The sequence below is a fragment of the Polaromonas sp. genome (genome assembly GCF_029945895.1).
Lineage (GTDB): Bacteria > Pseudomonadota > Gammaproteobacteria > Burkholderiales > Burkholderiaceae_C > Polaromonas.
Genome location: NZ_JAQSDL010000042.1, coordinates 1 through 18615, shown reverse-complemented (window position 1 = coordinate 18615; position 18615 = coordinate 1). Strand labels below are relative to the sequence as shown.

At 66.9% G+C, this 18615-nt stretch carries 22 protein-coding genes; 7 read left to right on the top strand and 15 right to left on the bottom strand.

Translation table 11 applies throughout. The features are described from left to right. Positions 1-154: 154 nt before the first annotated feature. Positions 155-982, top strand: a complete 828-nt coding sequence (locus tag PSV33_RS05200) for a UPF0149 family protein (RefSeq protein WP_300559561.1) — start codon at positions 155-157, stop codon at positions 980-982. A gap of 48 nt (positions 983-1030) precedes the next feature. On the opposite strand, the gene PSV33_RS05195 is transcribed toward PSV33_RS05200, so the two are convergent. The 7 genes from PSV33_RS05195 to PSV33_RS05165 form a co-directional block, all read right to left on the bottom strand. Then, on the bottom strand, positions 1031-1420 hold the full coding sequence (locus PSV33_RS05195) for a hypothetical protein (RefSeq protein WP_300559559.1): 390 nt from the start codon (positions 1418-1420) through the stop codon (positions 1031-1033). A gap of 258 nt (positions 1421-1678) precedes the next feature. Then, the gene (locus PSV33_RS05190) at positions 1679-2023 is read right to left on the bottom strand and encodes a hypothetical protein (RefSeq protein WP_300559556.1); all 345 of its coding nucleotides are present in this window, start codon (positions 2021-2023) and stop codon (positions 1679-1681) included. A 299-nt stretch (positions 2024-2322) separates the two neighbouring features. Further along, positions 2323-2784, bottom strand: a complete 462-nt coding sequence (locus tag PSV33_RS05185; protein WP_300559609.1) for a GNAT family N-acetyltransferase — start codon at positions 2782-2784, stop codon at positions 2323-2325. A gap of 20 nt (positions 2785-2804) precedes the next feature. Further along, entirely contained in the window at positions 2805-3821 is a 1017-nt protein-coding gene (locus PSV33_RS05180; protein WP_300559554.1) for a hypothetical protein, read from the bottom strand. Beyond that, a complete protein-coding gene (locus PSV33_RS05175; protein WP_300559552.1) occupies positions 3818-4294 on the bottom strand; it encodes an OsmC family protein in 477 nt (158 codons plus the stop codon). The genes PSV33_RS05180 and PSV33_RS05175 overlap by 4 nt, the downstream gene beginning before the upstream one ends. Before the next feature lie 5 nt (positions 4295-4299). Further along, on the bottom strand, positions 4300-5211 hold the full coding sequence (locus PSV33_RS05170) for an alpha/beta hydrolase (RefSeq protein WP_300559549.1): 912 nt from the start codon (positions 5209-5211) through the stop codon (positions 4300-4302). A 2-nt stretch (positions 5212-5213) separates the two neighbouring features. After that, the gene (locus tag PSV33_RS05165) at positions 5214-5714 is read right to left on the bottom strand and encodes a nuclear transport factor 2 family protein (RefSeq protein ID WP_300559546.1); all 501 of its coding nucleotides are present in this window, start codon (positions 5712-5714) and stop codon (positions 5214-5216) included. 108 nt (positions 5715-5822) lie between these two features. Here PSV33_RS05165 and PSV33_RS05160 point away from each other — a divergent pair, with 108 nt between their 5' ends. Next, complete coding sequence (locus tag PSV33_RS05160; protein ID WP_300559544.1) at positions 5823-6806, top strand: LLM class flavin-dependent oxidoreductase; 984 nt, start codon at positions 5823-5825, stop codon at positions 6804-6806. 69 nt (positions 6807-6875) lie between these two features. Here the strand turns inward: PSV33_RS05160 and PSV33_RS05155 are convergent, their stop codons facing one another. Next, on the bottom strand, positions 6876-7313 hold the full coding sequence (locus PSV33_RS05155) for an FKBP-type peptidyl-prolyl cis-trans isomerase (RefSeq protein ID WP_300559542.1): 438 nt from the start codon (positions 7311-7313) through the stop codon (positions 6876-6878). Between the two features lie 172 nt (positions 7314-7485). Further along, a complete protein-coding gene (locus tag PSV33_RS05150) occupies positions 7486-8226 on the bottom strand; it encodes a hypothetical protein (RefSeq protein WP_300559539.1) in 741 nt (246 codons plus the stop codon). A 279-nt stretch (positions 8227-8505) separates the two neighbouring features. Here PSV33_RS05150 and arsA point away from each other — a divergent pair, with 279 nt between their 5' ends. After that, positions 8506-10317 carry an arsenical pump-driving ATPase gene (gene arsA / locus PSV33_RS05145; protein WP_300559536.1) on the top strand — a complete coding sequence of 604 codons (1812 nt, stop codon included), beginning with the start codon at positions 8506-8508 and terminating at the stop codon, positions 10315-10317. Here arsA and PSV33_RS05140 read toward each other — a convergent pair. Further along, positions 10314-11198 (bottom strand): LysR family transcriptional regulator, encoded by an 885-nt coding sequence (locus PSV33_RS05140; protein ID WP_300559534.1) that lies wholly within the window; start codon positions 11196-11198, stop codon positions 10314-10316. The genes arsA and PSV33_RS05140 overlap by 4 nt on opposite strands. Before the next feature lie 96 nt (positions 11199-11294). Between PSV33_RS05140 and PSV33_RS05135 the strand changes: the two genes are divergently transcribed. Both PSV33_RS05135 and PSV33_RS05130 read left to right on the top strand, forming a co-directional pair. Further along, a complete protein-coding gene (locus PSV33_RS05135) occupies positions 11295-12335 on the top strand; it encodes an epimerase (RefSeq protein WP_300559532.1) in 1041 nt (346 codons plus the stop codon). Beyond that, positions 12332-13492: a nitroreductase family protein gene (locus PSV33_RS05130; protein ID WP_300559529.1), complete on the top strand. Its 1161-nt coding sequence runs from the start codon at positions 12332-12334 to the stop codon at positions 13490-13492. The genes PSV33_RS05135 and PSV33_RS05130 overlap by 4 nt, the downstream gene beginning before the upstream one ends. 9 nt (positions 13493-13501) lie before the next feature. Here the strand turns inward: PSV33_RS05130 and PSV33_RS05125 are convergent, their stop codons facing one another. The 4 genes from PSV33_RS05125 to PSV33_RS05110 all read right to left on the bottom strand — a co-directional run bounded on the left by PSV33_RS05125 (position 13502) and on the right by PSV33_RS05110 (position 16495). Continuing rightward, a complete protein-coding gene (locus PSV33_RS05125; protein ID WP_300559527.1) occupies positions 13502-14017 on the bottom strand; it encodes a CinA family protein in 516 nt (171 codons plus the stop codon). Between the two features lie 5 nt (positions 14018-14022). Next, on the bottom strand, positions 14023-14571 hold the full coding sequence (locus tag PSV33_RS05120; RefSeq protein ID WP_300559525.1) for a phosphatidylglycerophosphatase A: 549 nt from the start codon (positions 14569-14571) through the stop codon (positions 14023-14025). A 107-nt stretch (positions 14572-14678) separates the two neighbouring features. Beyond that, entirely contained in the window at positions 14679-15566 is an 888-nt protein-coding gene (locus PSV33_RS05115; protein WP_300559523.1) for an alpha/beta fold hydrolase, read from the bottom strand. Then, positions 15566-16495, bottom strand: a complete 930-nt coding sequence (locus PSV33_RS05110; protein WP_300559521.1) for a LysR family transcriptional regulator — start codon at positions 16493-16495, stop codon at positions 15566-15568. The genes PSV33_RS05115 and PSV33_RS05110 overlap by 1 nt, the downstream gene beginning before the upstream one ends. A gap of 137 nt (positions 16496-16632) precedes the next feature. On the opposite strand from PSV33_RS05110, the gene PSV33_RS05105 reads away from it, so the two are divergent. Both PSV33_RS05105 and PSV33_RS05100 read left to right on the top strand, forming a co-directional pair. Then, complete coding sequence (locus PSV33_RS05105) at positions 16633-16803, top strand: hypothetical protein (protein ID WP_300559518.1); 171 nt, start codon at positions 16633-16635, stop codon at positions 16801-16803. Position 16804: 1 nt separating this feature from the next. Further along, a complete protein-coding gene (locus PSV33_RS05100) occupies positions 16805-17209 on the top strand; it encodes a tautomerase family protein (RefSeq protein WP_300559515.1) in 405 nt (134 codons plus the stop codon). On the opposite strand, the gene thiL is transcribed toward PSV33_RS05100, so the two are convergent. Further along, on the bottom strand, positions 17197-18171 hold the full coding sequence (gene thiL / locus PSV33_RS05095) for a thiamine-phosphate kinase (RefSeq protein WP_300559512.1): 975 nt from the start codon (positions 18169-18171) through the stop codon (positions 17197-17199). The two genes, PSV33_RS05100 and thiL, sit on opposite strands and share 13 nt — an antisense overlap. Positions 18172-18615: the final 444 nt, after the last annotated feature.

Below are 18615 nucleotides of genomic sequence, written 5' to 3'. Positions count from 1 at the left end.
ACAGGACCAGGGCGCTGTAACGAACGGGGTACATCGTGTTGAAACGATCAAACATGCAGGCCTTTGCAGTGGGAAGGAGGGGTGGCTGGCGCCCGCCCGCCAGGGGGCTGCGGCTACACTGCCCATCATACGAGTTAACCACCACGGACACCCCATGACAGACGCCGCCGCCCCTGCTGATTCGACCTTCCCGGGTGCCCTGAGCCCGGAGGATTTCGAGACCCTGGACACCATCCTGGACGACCTGCGCAGCCGCGAGGATGAAACGCCGCAGTGGGAGTTCTGCGAGGGTTTCATGGCCGCGCTGGCCTGCACGCGGCGCGAGATTCCGCCCGACGACTACATGGCCGTGCTGCTCGACTTCGAGGGAGCCGAAGACGAGGCTGTTGCCCGGCAGCTGTTTGCCAGCGACGCGCAGCGCGCACAGTTCATGGACCTGTGGGAACGCCGCTACCAGGACATCTGCCGCGCGCTGGATGCCGACGTGGAAAGCCTGCAGGACGAGCGCGCCTTTTACCCGCAGGTCGGCGACATGCGCGGCATGCTGGCCCGGCTGCCCGAGGAGGAGCGCAAGGACATCGACCTGGACAGCGTGCCTTCGTTTGCACAGGTCTGGGCGCTGGGCTTCATGTACGCGGTCGAGTCCTGGCCCGACGAGTGGGCACTCTCACGCCAGGAAGCCAAGGACAAGCAGGCCGTCGAGGACCTGGACGCCGCGCTGGGCGCCATCATCGAGCTGACCGACGACGACCCGGGCCCGATGGAAGTGCCCATGCTCGGTGAAGACGCCGCACCCAGCGCCAGCGAAACGCGGCTGGAACAATTCGGCGAAGCCTTGTGGGCGGTGTACGACCTGCGCGGCTTCTGGCGCAGCTTCGGCGCCAAGGTGGCGACCATTCACAAAGAGGCCACGCCCGGCCGCAATGATTTGTGCCCCTGCGGCAGCGGCAAGAAATACAAGAAATGTCACGGGGCGGGGTGAGCCCGGGCTTCACGCTTTGACATGAGGGCCTGAGCGGCGTGGCTGGACTCAGCCCTGCGCGGGCTGCTGTCGCATCAGACGGGACTTCGCCGAGGACAGGAGCGCGCGGGAATACAGCTTGTGAAAGCCAAGCAGCAAGCGAAAGGTCAAACCCAGGCTGGGTGTTTGGGCTCCGGCCCTTGGGGCGCGCGCTGGCACCACAGCGGACCCAAAGTACAAGCGCGTGCCTGCGGAGTTCTCGTCTTCCATAGGAATGACCATCAACCAGGAGCGCGTACGGCCCTGGAAGTCGCACATGAGCAACTGGTCCTCGCGCCGTTCCTCCACGCTCCACGCGGCAAACGAATCAAGCGTTCCTGAGGCCAGTTGACCGGCCTGCGCGTCCGTCGACGGTTTCGAAACCAGCCATGCAAGCAGCAGCCTTTCGACCTTGAACAAGGGGGTGGTGTAAAAGGCCTGGACATACTCGGCCGGGGAAACGTGCCGCGTTATCTCCGTGGCGTAGCAGTCCGCGTACGCTCCCCCGTTTTGATATTTGCTGAGGAGCGCTCCGGGTGGGAGTTCACATCGGTGAATGGATGGCATGTTGTAAATGCGTTGAGTTTGATGCCTGACGTGAAGATGACCGGACAACAACACCTTGCGGCGAAGCCGCAGCCTGCTGTTGTTGGTCCGTGTCGATTGACATGTTATCCATCATGTCCCGGTGCCGCCGAATACATCTCTGACAGCGAACACCAAGAATTCGTACTCGGCTCGATTCGCCGCCAGGAAATGGAGAATCTCGTCCGCCAATTGCTCGTTCGGGACACGGAGTTCTGCTGGAACGCCCCACGTACTTGAATCAGGATCGCCAAAGCCGACGGAGCATCCACGGGTGACCAACCCTGAAACGACCGCTTCGAGAGTCTCGGCGTCAGGTTTGACGTTGCCCCCTCCAAGACTACCGTTCGTGATGTTCCAGAGAAATATCAAGTCTCGCCCCGCTTCTGCAAACAGGGCGGCGACCCACTCTTGCACATCAGCGGGTGCGTGAGTCATGAGGGATAACGTAATTTAGACCGCAAAACCTGCGGTATAACTTGGCGTCTGCGGTATAACTTGGGCATCAAAATCTCCTGCAAGTGGCGTGGTTGTTGGGTTTTACAGCAATAGGCTGCAAATTCATACAGGTATAAAAAATTCCCGAAACACCGCAAACTCTCTTTTTTTCGCCTGCCGACGCGCCATACAGCAAAAGTTCAGGGCAATTTTAGCCATTGACCCAATAGGCACGGGCACCAGTAGCTATATATTTGGTAGCAAATAGACATGGTGTGCCGGACTCACTCCGGGCGTTGTCAAACCTCCTGCGAATAGACAATGAAACCCAGGTGCTGGGCCACCTTGTCATAAAGAAGCCGGCCGGCTGAATTGGTCGTGTGGGTTTGCCAGTACACCCGCTTGATGTCCGCGGCCTTCGCTTGCTCGTACACGCCTTCGATCAACGCCCGCCCGACGCCCCGGCCGCGAACCAGCGGGTCGGTGAACAGGTCCTGCAGGTAACAGGTGAGTTCGACGCGGGTGGTGCTGCGGTGGTACAGGTAGTGGGTCAGGCCGCACAGCTTGCCCTCACACTCGGCCACCAGGGCAAAGACGGGTTCTGCCGGATCAAAAAAGCGCTGCCAGGTGATCTTCGTGATTTCCGGGGCCAGCGCGGTTTTGCCCTCGCGGCCGTAGAAGGCGTTGTAGCCGTCCCAGAGCGGCGTCCATGCGCTGAAGTCGGTTTCGCGAATCGGGCGAATGTGAACGGCAGAGGCCATGGTGTTCTGAGTTGGGGTGGTCATGGGGCGGGTTTGCTTTCGTAGACGCGCGCCAGCAGCGATCCGAAAGCGGGCAGGCTCGCGGCCGGCGTTGGGCGAAGCACGCCCTGCTCCTGCAGGAGGGCGATCAGTTTTTTGGGAGCCACGCGTTTGTCGCCGACGATCTCGACATGGCCGGCCCGGACCACCACCCGCGTGGTGCGCGCATCGCTTTCGACCTGTTCCTGACGCTGCTCGTCCAGCGTGAAAATATCGTCGTCCTCGACGCAGCGTCCTCCCTCTTCGCGTCGGCAGCTGTCGCGCTCGTCGGTGTCGATTTTCAGGTAGCTGGCAACTTGTGCGTCCAGTGCGCCGGGCTCGCGAATGAAGCGCGAGGAATAGGTGATGTCTGCCCATTTCGGGCCCGTCGCCAGGTAGCAGCTCAGCGGCACGATGCCAAAGGAGAGCGGGTACAACCAGGTCCGGCCGCAGGTCCGGGCCGCCGCAATGCCGGCAAAGGGCCCCGAGATGGTCACCAGGCGCAAGTCCACAGGACGGCCCGGTGACCGCGTGCCGGGCGGTGCTGTCATGGCCTTGCGCGCAATCAGCGCACCCTGGCTGTGGCCGATCACCGTGATCTCGGGGGCGCGGGACTGAGCGGCGAGCCGGGTGACGGCGGTGCGCAGCTCATCCGCCACCTCGGAGAGCCTGGCGCGATCATCGTAGGTAAAACAGGCCGACTGCTGGCCGTGAAAAGCCAGCACCTGGGCCAGACCCCGAAACTGGCCGGACGAACCAAAACAGCCATGCACGAGGATGTGGACCGGCTGGCTGGCATCCAGGCGCAGGCTGCGGTCCGGGTTGTCCGTGCAAGGACCCAGCCCCGCAATGTTCAGCGTGATGTCCGGTGCAGGCAACTGGCCCGGCTCAAGATCTGCCGCGATGAAGGAGTCGGTGGAGGCGCAGCCGCCGATCAGGCCGCACAGCGCGATGAGCACGGCCGTGCGCTTCATGCCGGTGGTCCATTGGCTGCCGTGCCGTGCGCGGTGCCGGGTCATGTCAGCGCCCCATACACCGGCTCGCAGCGCACCTCGGTCTTGACCGAGTTGGCAATGAAGCAGGCGTCGTGCGCCTCATGGTGCAGACTGTCCAGCGCTTCGCGGGTCGGCTGGCGCGCGCCGGAAAACTCCACATCGGGCCGCAGGGTCACGACGGTCATGGCGATCTTGCCTTGGGCATTTTTTTCCATGATCCCTTCCGCGGCATCGAAGTAGCGGTCCACGCAGAATTTGCGCTTCGCCGCAATCGACAGAAACCACAACATGTGGCAGCTCGACAGCGAGGACACAAAGGCTTCCTCCGGGTCCAGCGCCGAGGCGTCGGACATCGGCAGCGGCACCACATGCGGTGACGATGAGCCGGGTACTTCCAGGCCACCGTCAAAACGCAGCAGGTGCCGGCGGCTGTAGCGGTTGCCCGCAAAGTCGCCTTCGTTGCGCAGCCATAAAACCTCAGCGGTGTAGTGCGCCATGATGGTTACCTGAAAAATTGGTGAAGCGCGTGCGCGGTTTCCAGCGGCAGCTCTTCGGGAATGAAATGCCCGGCCGGCAGGGCCTGGCCGCTGACGACGCCGGCGCATTGCGCCTGCCACAGGTCCAGCGGCTGGAACAGCTGCTGCACCACACCGCGCTCACCCCACAGCACATGGGTGTCGCAGGTGATCTTTTCGCCGCGCGCCCGGCTTTCCCGGTCGTGCACCAGGTCAATGCCGGCGCTGGCGCGGTAGTCCTCGCAGGCGGCGTGAATCGCCTCGGGCGTGCAGAAACAGCGTTCGTACTCGATCAGCGCCTCGGGCTCGATGTAGCTCAAACCCCGGCTGCCCCAGCCGCCCAGCTTGGCGTGCAGGTAGGCGACAGCGTTGCCGCCAATCATGGTTTCGGGCAGAGGGTTGGGCTGGATCAGGTGGAACCAGTGGTAATACGCGGTGGCAAAACGCATGTCGGTGGCGTTGTACATGTCCAGCGTGGGTGCAATGTCGATCAGGCACAGCCTGTCCACGCGGGCGGGGTGGTCCACCGCCAGGCGGTGCGCCACGCGCCCGCCGCGATCGTGGCCGCACAGGTAGAAGCTGCCGCGGCCCAGCGCGTCTATCACGGCCACGGCGTCCTGCGCCATGTTGCGTTTGCTGTAGTTGCTGTGGTCGGGCAGGCCGGCCACCTTGGACGAATCGCCGTAGCCGCGCAGGTCGGGCAGGACCAGGAAAAAGTGCGCCTGCAGCGCCAGCGCCACGCGGTGCCACATCACATGGCTTTGCGGAAAGCCGTGCAGCAGCAGCAGGGTCGGGCCGGCCGCATTGCCACCGTAGCGGGCGAAGATGGAGGTACCGTTGACCTCGAAGTCGCGCGCTTCAAAGCCTTCAAACCAGGCCTCGGGCAGGGTCGATGCCATGCTCAGTGCCCGCCCTGTTTGCTGCGCGCCAGGTAGGTGTGCAGGTTGGCTGCCGCCGTTTTGCGCACCTTGCTGCGCAGGAAAGGCGTCCAGCCCAGCAGCAGGCCCGGTGTGCCCAGCGCCTGGCGCGCCCAGGCCCAGAAGTCGAAGCGGTCGCGGTGGGTGGCGATCAGTCCCTGCGGGGTGAAGGTGAAGCGCCCGTCGATCACGTTGTGCACCATGCGCCCGGTGGCGCTGAAGCGGTAGTGGGCCTCCCAGTGCGCCCGGCCGGTGGCCGCGTCGGCCTGGATGCCGCTGTAGTCGAGTTTCCACACATCCCGCCCCCTGGCCCGGGTGGCGTCGCACAGCATGTGCCACATGCCCGTGACGTGCTCATGCCCACGCAGCGAAAAAGCCTCGTCGTCGAAGGACGCGTCGGGCGCATAACACTGCGCCATGGTGTCCGGGTCCAGTCGCGCAAAGGCGCTGTAGAACTTCTCCAGGGTTTGCTCATTGGGGTGCATGGGCGCTTTCGGAAGGGAAGGAAATCGTACACCGTCCGGGTGCGCCTGTGCAGCGAGCTGTCACAGACGGGGCATTGATAATGCGCCAACGCGACCCATCTGCCACCCATGATCCCTTTTTCCGTTCTGGACCTCTCCCCCATCGTGGAGGGCAGCGATGCCGCGCAGTCCCTGCGCAACACCCTGGACCTGGCGCAACACGCCGAACGCTGGGGCTTCCAGCGCTACTGGCTGGCCGAGCACCACGGCATGGCCGGTATCGCCAGCGCGGCCACAGCCGTTGTCATGGCGCATGTGGCCGGTGGCACCTCGCGCATCCGTGTCGGTGCGGGTGGCATCATGCTGCCCAACCATTCGCCGCTGGTGATTGCCGAGCAGTTCGGCACCTTGGAATCGCTGTTTCCCGGCCGCATCGACCTCGGGCTTGGCCGGGCGCCGGGCTCCGACCAGGCAACGGCACGCGCGCTGCGGCGCGACCTGAACGCCGACCCCAACGAGTTTCCGCAGGACGTGGTGGAGCTCATGCATTACTTCGATCCGGTGTCCGAGGGCCAGCGCGTGCGCGCCGTGCCCGGTGCCGGCCTGAAGGTGCCGCTCTGGATTCTGGGCTCCAGCCTGTTCGGCGCGCAGCTCGCGGCCCAGCTCGGCCTGCCGTTTGCCTTTGCCTCGCACTTTGCGCCGGCGCAGATGATGCAGGCCATCGAGGTTTACCGCAGTCGCTTCCGGCCGTCGGAACAACTGGCACGCCCTTACGTGATGCTGGGTTTCAATGTGTTTGCAGCCGACAGCGACGAGCAGGCGCAACTGCTGTCGTCGTCGATGCAGCAGGCCTTTGTCAACCTGCGCAGCGGTCGGCCTTCGCGCCTGCAGCCGCCGGTGGCCGGTTACGAGGAGCGCCTGACACCGCCCGAGCGCGCCATTCTGGAGCAGACCCTGTCATGCTCGGCCATCGGTGCCCCAACGACGGTGCGCCATGCGCTGGAGGCCTTTGTGGCCCGCACCGGCGCCGACGAACTGATGATCACCTCCCAGATCTTCGACCACAAGGCGCGCCTGCGCTCTTACGAGATCACGTCCGGCTTGCTGGGCTGAGGCGCGTCGGGGGGGAATCCTTCGCCAGGCTCAGGACGAACGGATCTTGTTGCAAGTGACCGTGGGGGCTTATTTCCTGACTTCCAGCAGCTCAATCTCGAACTGCAAGGTCGCGTTGGGCGGAATCACGCCGCCCGCGCCGCGTGAGCCGTAGGCAATCGCCGCCGGGCAGGTCAGCTTGGCCTTGCCGCCCACCTTCATTTTCTGCACACCTTCGGTCCAGCAGGGGATCACGCGGTTCAGCGGAAACTCGGTGGGCTCATTGCGTTTGTAGGAGCTGTCGAACTCCTTGCCGTCCGGAAAGCTGCCGCGGTAGTGCACCTTGACGGTGTCGGTGGCGGCCGGGCTGGCGCCGCTGCCGTCTTTCAGCGAGCGGTAGACCAGCCCGCTGGCCGTGACGGACGCGCCGGCTTCCTTGGCGGCCGCCGCCGCAGCCGCATCGGCTTGCGCCCAGGCGGTGGGCAACACCAACAATGACAAAACGCTGGCACAGAGAATGGATCGCATGAGAATTCCTTGGGTGATGGTCAGAAAGGCCGATACGCCATGTTAGCGCGCTGCAAGCAGTGACACGAAACGAGCAACGGTAGGAAGTCTTCAGACCAGCCAGGGCCGCAGGCGCAGCGGCCCCCTCGGGGGGCAGGGCGCTACACGCAGTGAGCAACCGTGGGGGCCACATTCACCGCGGCGCATCCCGCAGCAGGTCCCGGTTGTCGTTCCACCACGGGTCGTTGACGCCCTCCAGCAGTTTGTCAAAAGCAAAAGCCTTCTGGCTGATCACCAGCCGGGCCGCGCAACGCCGCACTGCGTGAAAGGACTCGTCCGTGGCGTCCAGCGGTGGGCAGCGGGCGCTGAGCCTCTGGAAATAGTAGGGTGGCCAGGTGCCGGTGGTGTTGACCTCCGGCCCGGACAGCCAGTACACCCCCGGGGTGCGGCTGGCCATCCAGCGACCGTAAACCGACGCGGGCAGGCCCTGCTTGAAAAGGTAGGTGCGCAGCCGGTCGGTGGGCCCCCTGTCCGGCGCGGAACCCGGCTGTTGTTGCAGGCCAATCCGCCCTTCGGGCAACAGCCGCCAGGCGCCTGCCAGCCAGACGATGGCACAGGCGCCCGCGCAGTCGGCGGTGGTGACCGTGTGCGGATACAGTGCGGCCAGGGTGTCGGCCAGCAGCACGGCTTCCGTGGTGTCGCCGCCTGAAATGGCCAGCTCGACCCGCCCCAGGGCGTGCCAGGCGTCGGCGGGTTTGCGCCGCACCAGTTCGGTCAGGCGGGCCGTGTCGCCCGGCACCAGCTCCCCGCTGATCCGCAAGCTGCGGGCCACACCGGCCAACGGGCCATCGGGGAAGGGGTTGCCGTAGCTGAACTCCAGCGCGTGGGCGCAAGGCAGGGCCAGCAGGGCCCCCAGCAGGGGCAGCAGCAACATCTTTGCGGGGCCTTGCCCGCGGCCCGCCGCGCGGGGGCGGTGCCCAGGCGTCTGGAGCCAGCGTGGTATCAGCATTCAATCCTTGTCAAACCCGTCAGCCGCGCCGGGGGTGCTTGGCCAAAAAACAAAACAACTTTACACGCCCTGCCAAGGCGGTGCTGCAGGGCAATGCCTACTTTACACAGCCCGGAGAACCCCGTTGCCGAAAAAGCCTGGCGCGACCGGCCGGGCGTTGATCTGCGGCAAGCCCGCCGGACATCGGTGTGCCATGGTGTGACCATGAACACACGCACCGATGCCCCGGGTTTTCTTTCTGCCGCCACGCGTTTTCTTTTTTTCACCGGCAAGGGCGGCGTAGGCAAGACCTCCCTGTCGGCCGCGGCGGCCATCGCTCTGGCTGACGCGGGCCGGCGCGTGTTGCTGGTCAGCACCGATGCCGCCTCCAACCTCGACGAAATGCTGGGCGTGCCGCTGCGCAACCAGCCGGTGGATGTGCCCGGTGTGCCGGGACTGGCGGTTCTCAACATCGACCCCGATGCGGCCGCCGAAGCCTACCGCCTGCGCGTGCTGGCGCAGCTCGATGCCGGCGCGAGCGAGGACGAACGCGCCACCGTACGCGAGCAGCTGTCCGGCGCCTGCACCACCGAGATTGCTGCGTTCGACGAGTTCGCCGCGCTGCTGGCCCAGGAGGGCGCCGGCTGGGACCACGTCATCTTCGACACCGCGCCCACCGGCCACACCTTGCGCCTGCTCAGTCTGCCCAAGGCCTGGAGCGGGTTTCTGGCCGGCAACGACCGCGGCGCCTCCTGCCTGGGACCGCACTCGGGCCTGAAGATGCAGGAAGCGCGCTTCAATGCCGCGCTGGCCGCGCTCAGCAATGAGGTCACCACCACCGTGGTGCTGGTGACGCGGCCCGACCCACGCCCGATGCAGGAAGCCGCGCGCACCGCCGATGAGCTGCGCACCCTGGGACTGTCCAACCAGCGCCTGGTGGTCAACGGCGTGTTTCACGCCACCGTGCAGAAGGGCGGCCAGGTCGACCCCACCGCCCGCGCCATGGAGGCGCTGGGCCTGCGGGCCATCACGCAGATGCCCGAGGCGCTGGCGCGCCTGCCGTGTGACGAGGTGCCGCTGCGCGCCTTCGACACCGTGGGCTTGCCGGCGCTGCGTGCCTTGCTGGCGGGGCCAGGGCGAGAGTCTGCGCCCGCCGCCGTGCCGGCCGCGCCAGCCGGCGCGGAGCTGCCGGCCGAACCGTTGTCCCGCCTGGCCGATGAACTGGCGGCCCTGGGCCACGGCCTGATCATGGTGATGGGCAAGGGCGGCGTCGGCAAAACCACCATTGCTGCAGCGCTGGCCGTGGGGCTGGTCCGACGTGGCCACAGCGTGCACCTGACCACCACCGACCCGGCGGCCCATGTGGCGGGCACGCTCAACGGCAGCCTGCCGAACCTGAAGGTCGGCCGCATCGACCCGAAAGCCGAGACCGAGGCCTACATCACCAAAATCATGGCCACGCGTGGCAAGGCGCTCGACGAACAGGGCCGGGCCCTGCTGCTGGAGGACCTGCAGTCGCCCTGCACCGAAGAGGTGGCGGTGTTTCATGCCTTCAGCCGCGTCGTCAACGAGGCGCGCAGCGCCTTTGTGGTGCTGGACACCGCGCCCACCGGTCACTCGCTGCTGCTGATGGACGCCACCGGCGCCTACCACCGGCAGATGATGCAGCAGTACGAGGGTGGCAACCATGGGGTACACATCATCACGCCGTTGATGCGCCTGCAGGATGCGTCCACGACGCATGTCCTTCTGGTGACCCTGCCCGAGTTCACGCCGGTGAGTCAGGCCGCGGCACTGCAGGACGATTTGCGCCGCGCAAAAATCGAACCCTGGGCCTGGATCATCCACAAAAGCGTGGCCGCCACCGGCACCACCGACCCGTTGCTGCAGGCCCGCCTGGCCGGAGAACACCGCCAGACCGCACGTATCGCCGGCGGCCTGGCGCGCCGCACTTTTGTGCTGCCCTGGCTGGCCGAGCCGCCGGTGGGGGTGGCGGCCCTGGGTGCGCTGGCGGCACCTGCCGCCCAGGCCGCCTAAAGCGCCTTCGGCACCGCCTGGCTCAGGAAGTCATACACGGCGCGAATGCGGCGGCTGGTGCGGATTTCGCGGTGCACCGTGAGCCAGATCGGCAACGGCGGCACCTTGACCATGGGCAACACGGCGACGACGTCCCTGTCGGTGGCGGCGAGGTAGTCGGCAATGAAACCGATGCCCAGGCCGGCGCGCACGGCCTCCCAGTAGGCGATCAGGTCGTCGCAGCGAAACGCGAACGACTCGCGTGTCACCGGCAGGCCAAAACCCGTCATGCCCTTGAGGATGGCCTCGTCGCGGTCATTGCCGACCAGCTCGTGGTTCAGCAGCTCCTGCGGTTGCCTGGGCATGCCGCGCCGGCGCAGGTAGTCGCGATGTGCGTAGCAGCCCAGCGTGACTTTGGCGATGCGTTTGACCACCAGACTCGCCTGCGCGGGCTGCACCATGCGCAGCGCGATGTCGGCCTCGCGCCGCAACAGGTTGCTGACCGCATTGCTGGCCACCAGCTCGACCTGGATGTCGGGCAGGGCCAGGCGCATCTGCGCCAGGATGGGCGGCAGCACATAACACGCCACCGGCTGGCTGGCGGTGATGCGCACTGTGCCCGAAATGCCCGGCTCCAGGCCCGACACGTTGCGTGCGAGCTCGTTGGCCGCACTGTCCATGGCGCGGGCCGACGCTGCCAGCTGCAGTGCGGTGGGCGTGGGCAACAGGCCCCGGCCGGTGCGCTCGAACAGCAACACGCCGAGCTGCGCCTCCAGTTCGGCGACGTGTCGGCCGATGGTGGGCTGGGTGGTGGACAGGACACGTGCCGCGCCCAGCAGGCTGCCCTGGTCCAGTGCCGCCAGGAAGGAGCGCACCAGGCGCCAGTCGAAGTTGTTATTCATTGATGAATACCTGATGTGAGGTGTCAGGGGATTGTCGAACAGCTGGCAGGTTTCCACAATCACGCCATGTCCACCGCTTTTCTTCAGGAGAATTTCATGACCCAGCCTGCCACTGTTCTCATCCTCGGCGCCCGTGGGCGATTTGGCCTGGCGGCCACGCACGCCTTTGCCCAGGCGGGCTGGCGGGTGTTCGCCCAGCTGCGCCCGGGTGCCAGCGGCCCGGTGATTCCCGGTGTGGTGTGGCTGCCAGCGCAGCCGGGCGACACCGCCCTGCTTGCATCGGCTGCACACGGCGCTGCGGTGGTGGTGCAGGGGCTGAGTCCGGTCTACACCCACCGGGCCTGGCGCCGCGATCTGCCCGGGCTGACGCAGGCGGCCATCGACGTGACACGGGAGCTCGGGGCCTTGCTGATGCTGCCGGCCAGCGTCTACAACTTTGGCGCGACCATGCCGCCGCTGCTGCGCGAAGACACGGCGCAGGCGGCCAGCACCTTCAAGGGACACATGCGCATGGACAGCGAGGCGCAGGTGCGCGCAGCCACGCAGGACGGCCGCATGAAGGCGGTGGTGATTCGCGGCGGCGACTTTTTTGGCAGCGGCAGCGGTTCGTGGCTGGACGAAGTGATGGTCAAGGACATCCGGCGCGGCAGGTTCACCTACCCCGGTCCCCTGAACGTGCCGACGGCCTGGGCCTGGCTGCCCGACATGGCGCGCAGTTTTGTGACGGTGGCCGGACAGCGGCACCGGCTGCCGGCCTTCGAGACCCTGCACTTTGCCGGCTACAGCCTCACCGGCCAGGACTGGACCGATGCACTGACCGATATCGCCTGGGAGCGCGGCTGGCTGCCCGCCGGCGGAAAGCTGCACACCGGCTCCCTGTCCTGGCCCATGATGCGGGCGCTGGGCCTGGTGTTGCCGAAAATCGCGGCGCTGTGTGAAATGCGTTACCAGTGGCACACGCCGCACGCGTTGGTCAACACCCGCATGGCGGCCCTGACCGGGGCCGAGCCGCACACGCCGTTTGCCGAGGCGTTGCGAGCGGCGCTGGCCGAGCTGGGCCTGTTGACTTTGCGCAAGGCGGTTCCTGCGAAAGAGCTTACGGTCTCAAGGCAGGCTTTTGAAAGGACCGCTTCATGAACCGCAGAAACTTTGTGCGCCTGGCCGGCGGCGGCGCGGTGCTGGGCGCCAGCGCCAGTCTGGCCGGCTGCTCATCCGAGCTGCCGCCCGAGGCGATTGCGCCTTGGCGCGGCCCTGCGGCCGACACTGCCGACGTGCGCCACTGGATCCTCAGCCATGCGATTCTGGCGCCGCATTCGCACAACCTGCAGTCCTGGCTGGTGGACCTGCGCCAGTCCGGCGAGATCACGCTGTACTGCGACCTCACGCGCCTCCTGCCCGAGACCGACCCGCTGTCGCGTCAGATCATGATGAGCCACGGCACCTTTCTGGAACTGCTGGACATCGCCGCAAGGCAGAAGGGCCTGCGCGCCGACATCACGCTGTTTCCGCAAGGCGAGTTTGGCCCGGTTGCGCTGGACCAACGTCCGGTGGCCCGCATCCGCCTGAGCGCAGATGCCGCCGTGCAGCCGGACCCGCTGTTTGCGCAGATCCTCAGACGGCACACCAACCGCGAAGCCTATGCGATGCGCGAGCCGTCCCCGGAGGCGCTGCGGGCGATAGCCGCCAGCGTTGCGCCGCACCCGGTGCGCACCGGTTTTGTCGGAACCGGCCAGCCAGAGCTGATGCAGCGGCATCGCGCCATCGCCATGCAGGCCTGGCGCATCGAGCTGGTGACGCCGCGCACCATCATGGAATCCTTCAAAGTGCTGCGTGTCGGCCCGCGCGAAATTGCCGAGCACCGCGACGGCCTCACCATCAACACGCCCATGGTGCGTGCGCTGGCGGCGCTGGGCCTGTTCGACCGCAGCAAGGCGCCGGCGCCGGACGACACGGCCACCACCGGTCAGATCAAGGACTTCAATGCGAAGATCGCTGCAACGCCGGCGTTTTTCTGGATGGTGACCGAAGGCAACGGACGCGCGACGCAGGTCAACGCCGGCCGGGCCTATGTGCGTGCGCAGCTGGCGGCAACGGCGCTGGGCCTGGCCATGCAGCCGCTGTCGCAGGCGCTGCAGGAGTACCCCGAACAGGCCAGGCCCTATGCCGACATTCACGCCCTGCTGGAGGCACCGCCGCCGCGGTACACGGTGCAGATGTGGGCCAGGTTGGGGTTTGCGCCGCAGGTGGGTCCCTCGCCGCGGCGTGGGGTGCAGGCCCACCTCATCAAGACATGAGGGGCAGCTTTATGGCGCGTCGGCCGGCGGTTGCATCAGTTGCAGCAGCCGCTGCAGCGCATGGTGCACGGTGGCCGACCGCACGGCCGCGCGGTCGCCGCCGAAGTGGCTCATCTCGCTGCTGAGCCGGCCGTCCACCATGAAACCGAACCACACGGTGCCTACCGGTTTGGCGCGGCTGCCGCCGGTGGGGCCGGCCACACCGGTCACCGCCACAGCGACCTGCGCTTTTGAATGCCCGATGGCGCCCAGCGCCATGGCGCGTGCGACTTCTTCGCTGACCGCGCCGTGCGCCGTGATCAGTGCCGCGTCCACGCCCAGCATGTCGGTCTTGGCCTCGTTGGAGTAGGTGACAAAGCCGCGCTCAAACCAGTTGCTGGAACCCGCCAGGTCGGTGCAGGCGGCGCTGATCAAACCGCCGGTGCAGCTTTCGGCGCTGGCCAGCCGCCAGCCGTTTTTGACAAGCAAATCTGCCAGCAGCCCCACAAGGGCGGGCGCAGGCAGCTCCTGTTTTGGTAGTGACACGGGGTTCACCAGAACCTCCACGCGGCCATCACCAGCAGCGTGCAGAACGCCGCCGCGAAGTCGTCGAACATGATGCCGAAACCGCCACGCCAGCCAAACCCCTTGAAGGTCCGGTCGGCCCAGGCCATGGGGCCGAACTTCACTGCGTCAAAAAAGCGGAACAGCACAAAGGCCGCGAGCTGGGCCCACAGCCCCGCCGGCATCACCAGCCAGAGGACGAGCCAGAAGGCCACGACTTCGTCCCAGACGATGCTGCCGGGGTCGGCCACGCCCATGTTTCTGGCCGTCACCGTGCTGGCCCACCAGCCCAGCAGCGTGGCCACGGCAATCAGCAGCCCCATCTGCGGCGCTGTGAGCCAGGGCGCGATCGCCAGCCAGGCCAGCCAGGCCCACAAGGTGCCGGCCGTGCCGGGCGCCACCGGGCTCAGGCCCGAGCCGAAGCCCAGCGCCAGCAGGTGCGCCGGGTGCGCCAGCATGAAGCGGGCCGTGGGCCGGCGCGGCGGCGCCGGGTTCGGCACGCCCGGAAAGGCAGGGGTTTCGTTGAGTGGGGGCATGGTGTGTGGAGCGGGTGCGCTGGGGGCACAGCGATTTTATTTCATGCGTAAAAATGGCACGCAGCCCAATGCGGATGTGCGCAACCAGCTATGTTTTTCATAGCGTTTCAAGGGGTGAGGCTTTCTTCCAGCACCGCCCGCAGCACGGCATCAAAGGCCTGCGCCTGCTCGAACTGCACCCAGTGCCCCGCGTTGTCTATCCAGTGCAGGCCGCGAAAGTGGGGCGCCGACTGCAGGGCCAGCGCCAGTGCTTCCTGCCGTTCGCGGTACAGCGCGTCTTCGCGGCCGTAAATCGCGTCCACCGGACAGCGCACCCCAGCGAGTGTGCGCGCCAGCACGTCGGTGTAGGCCAGGCGGCGGCCCTTCATGCGGTCGCGCAGCGTGTTGTCGCTGTGCACCCGCAGCGCCAGGGTGGTGATGGCTTCGGGGCGGTAGAGCATCAGCGCGGCGAGGTTCTTGCGGTGCACGGCCTCGCGTTCGGCCAGGTCGGGCAGGTGCCGCCAGGCCGTGAGTGTGACGGTGTTTCTCGACGCCACGCCCAGGCCGGGGGAGCCGACCAGCACCAGCCGCGCCACGCGGGCCGGCCACTGTGCCGCCAGAAAACCGGCGACCATGCCGCCGAAGGAAAACGCCACCAGGTCGCAGGCACCATCACCCAGCAGTACTTGCAGACCCGCCTGCAGCGGGGCGGCCAGCGCGTCGGCGTCGTTGCCGGTGGCGGGCAGCGCCGAGTCGCCAAAACCCGGCAGGTCGGCGGCCAGCACCTGACGGCCGCTGCCCACCAGCGCGTCGATGTTGCGCAGCCAGTGGGTCCAGCTGCCGCTGCCGCCGTGCAACAGCACCACCGGCAGGTGTGTCGCGCCAGACGCAGCCGGTGCGGGCTGCCAGCAGTGCCAGACCATGCTGCCGCTGCCGCAGGGGGTTTCGAGGCGGGTGGCGCTGGCCAGCAGGCGCTCAACTTCGGGGGGCGGGGCGAGGGGTGTGTCGGCTTGCATCAGGGGGTTATACCCGCAGCGGGCTGCGCGCCCCCGGCCTGGGCAAACCAGCCGGCCCAGTGGTCGAGGCAGGCCCTGATTTTGGGCAGGCGGTGCCGGCTTGTCAGCGTGACGGCGTAAATCGGGCTGGGCTGTTCATCGACAAATTCGGGCAGCACCGGCACCAGCAAGCCGCGCCGCACCAGGGGCTCGGCCACCACGGTGGCAAAACGCGAGATGCCGAGGCCGTGCAGCGCCAGCTGCGCGGTGATGCCGGTGCTGCCCGAACGCCACTGCCCTTCGGCCACCACCACACTGGGTTCACCCTTGACGATGAAAGGCCAGCGGTTGAGCATGGTCACCGTGCTGTTGGTGATCAGGCGGTGCTGGTGCAGCTCGTCCGGATGGCGGGGTGTGCCGTGGGCCTGCAGGTAGCCCGGCGTGGCGTACAGCTTGCGGCCCAGCGTGCCGAGCTGCCGCGCCACCACCGTGTCGGTCGTCGGCGTGCCGGTGCGGATGGCAATGTCGATGCCGTCGTGCGCCATGTCGACCAGCCTGTCTTCAACCTGCAGTTCCACACACAGCCTGGGGTGGCGCGCGTGCAGGCTCTCGAAGCTGGGGATCAGCAGGTACTCGGCCACCACCGTGCTGGCCGCCACCCGCACCCAGCCGCTGGCCTGGCGCGACTGGCTGGCAAACTCGCCCTCCAGCTCGTCCAGCGTACCGGTCAGGCGGCGGCAGTATTGCAAAAAGGTGTGGCCTTCGGCGGTCGGAGTCAGGCCGTGGGTGGAGCGGTGGATCAGCCGCGCGCCGCAGGCCTTTTCGATGCGCGCCAGTGTGCGCGAGACCTGGCTCACCGGGACATCGCGCTCGCGCGCCACCGCCGAGAGTGTGCCGAGCTCGGCCACGCGGGCAAACAGGTGCATGTCGTCGAAGCTGAGGTCGCGCATGGCGCCATGGTAACCAGCCGCGGCTGTCCCTGCCTTTGCAGCGCATGCAAAACCCAATTGCCTGTCACGCTGTTTCCCGCAGGCGAGGCCTTGCCTACAGTTGCCAGCACCCGCTACACGTAACGAAAGGACCCGCCATGTACAGCGATCTCCACCACGACAGCTACCAGCGTCTGCACGATGCAGCGAAGCGCCAGGCCGAGGCCTTGCGCCGGCAGGCGATCAACGATTTCTTTCGCTATGTCATCCGGCGCAGCCTTCAGGCCCTGCGCCGCCCGGCAAGGCTGCAACTTCCCCGGGAGGCCTGAGATGCCCACCTTGACACTGAAAGTGGCGCCGCCGCAAACCCCGGCCCGTTACCGGCAAATGGCCCAGGCGCTGACCACGCTGACCGCGCAGCTGCTCGGCAAGCGGCGCGAGGTGACGGCGGTCATCTTCGAAGGCCTGCCGGCCGCACAGTGGTATGTCGGTGGCGACGAGCTGCAGCGGCCCACCGCGCTGCTTGAGGTCAGCATCACGGCCGGCACCAACACGGTGGCGGAAAAAGCCGCATTTGTCAGCGCGGCGTTTGCCGAACTGCAGCACCAGCTCGCGGAGGGCGGCGCCCTGGAAGAAGCCAGTTACGTGGTGGTGCGGGAGCTGCCAGCCACCGATTGGGGGTATGGCGGACGCACGCAGCAGGCCCGCAAGCGCACACCGGTTCAGGCGAAGTGATCGAAGGACGCGTAGCGGCCCGGTACGGCATGGCCCGAGGCGTCGATCAGCCGCAGGCCGGGCGGGTGTTCGACGACACCGATGCGCGTCACCGCTGTCTGCGCCTGCAGCGCCGCGGACTGCACCGCCGCGCGGGCTGACACCGGGGCGGTGAAGACCAGTTCGTAGTCGTCGCCGCCGGCCAGCACGCAGCGCAGCCGGGTTTCATGGGAAAAATGGCCCTCAGCCCTTGCCGGATCTGCGCCAATAGCTAGCAAATTTATAGCAATCGAGGTGTCGATGCGGGCGCCGGTGCCGGACGCCTCCAGGATGTGGGCCAGGTCGCCGAGCAGGCCATCGCTCACGTCGATGGCTGCCGTCGCAATGCCGCGCAACGCCAGGCCCAGCGCCACACGCGGCGTGGGCTGCTCCAGCCGATCGCGCGCTGCGGCCAGCCGTTCATGCGGCAAGACGATGCTGCCGCGCAGTGCTTCCAGTGCCAGCCGCGCCTCGCCGAGCGTGCCGCTGACGTACACATCGTCGCCGTCGCGCGCACCCGAACGCAGCAGCGCCTGCCCGCGCGGCACCTCGCCGAACACGGTGATGCAGATGGTCAAAGGCCCTTGCGTCGTGTCGCCGCCGACCAGTTCGCAGCCGTGCGCATCGGCCAATGCGAACAGGCCCCGCGAAAACGCCGCGAGCCAGGCTTCGTCGGCCCGCGGCAGGGCCAGCGCCAGCGTGAAGGCCAGCGGCCGCGCACCGCAGGCCGCGAGGTCGCTGAGGTTGACCGCCAGCGCCTTGTGGCCCAGCGTGAATGGGTCCACATCCGGAAAAAAATGCCGGCCCTCGACCAGCATGTCGCAGGAAATGGCCATCTGCATGCCGGCGGCCGGCTGCAGCAGGGCGCAGTCGTCACCGACGCCCAGCACGGCGCGGGTCGTGGGACGTGTGAAATAACGCGCGATCAGGTCGAATTCACCCATGGGGGGAGCATAACGGGTGGCAGGGGGATCGGGTCGCGGATTGATTCACTTTTATAGCTTGCCAGCAAGCCGGGACTCGCCCCGGCGGGCGACTTACTTTTCTTTGCTTCGCCAAAGAAACCTAAGGAAAAGAAAGGCGACCCGATGGTCTGGGTCCCTCCGCTTCGCTACGGGCAGCCTGCGGTGCTCGGCAAAAGCGGGGTCTCGCTCGAACTCGGCTTCGCCTCAGACAATCGCGAGCCCTGATCCGCTTTTACCTGCGCTCCTCGGCCCAGCCCGACGGGTAGGGGAAGAAAAATCCAATACGGGTACGGGGAGACATGACGCGCGTAGCGCCTCATGTCGGAGCCAAGCGGCGGAGATGTTTGCACGCGAGTGCAGCACACGTTGCCAAATGAAGCTCCCCGCCATCGCCCAGCGGGGCGAGGGAGGGGCGGGGGGAGG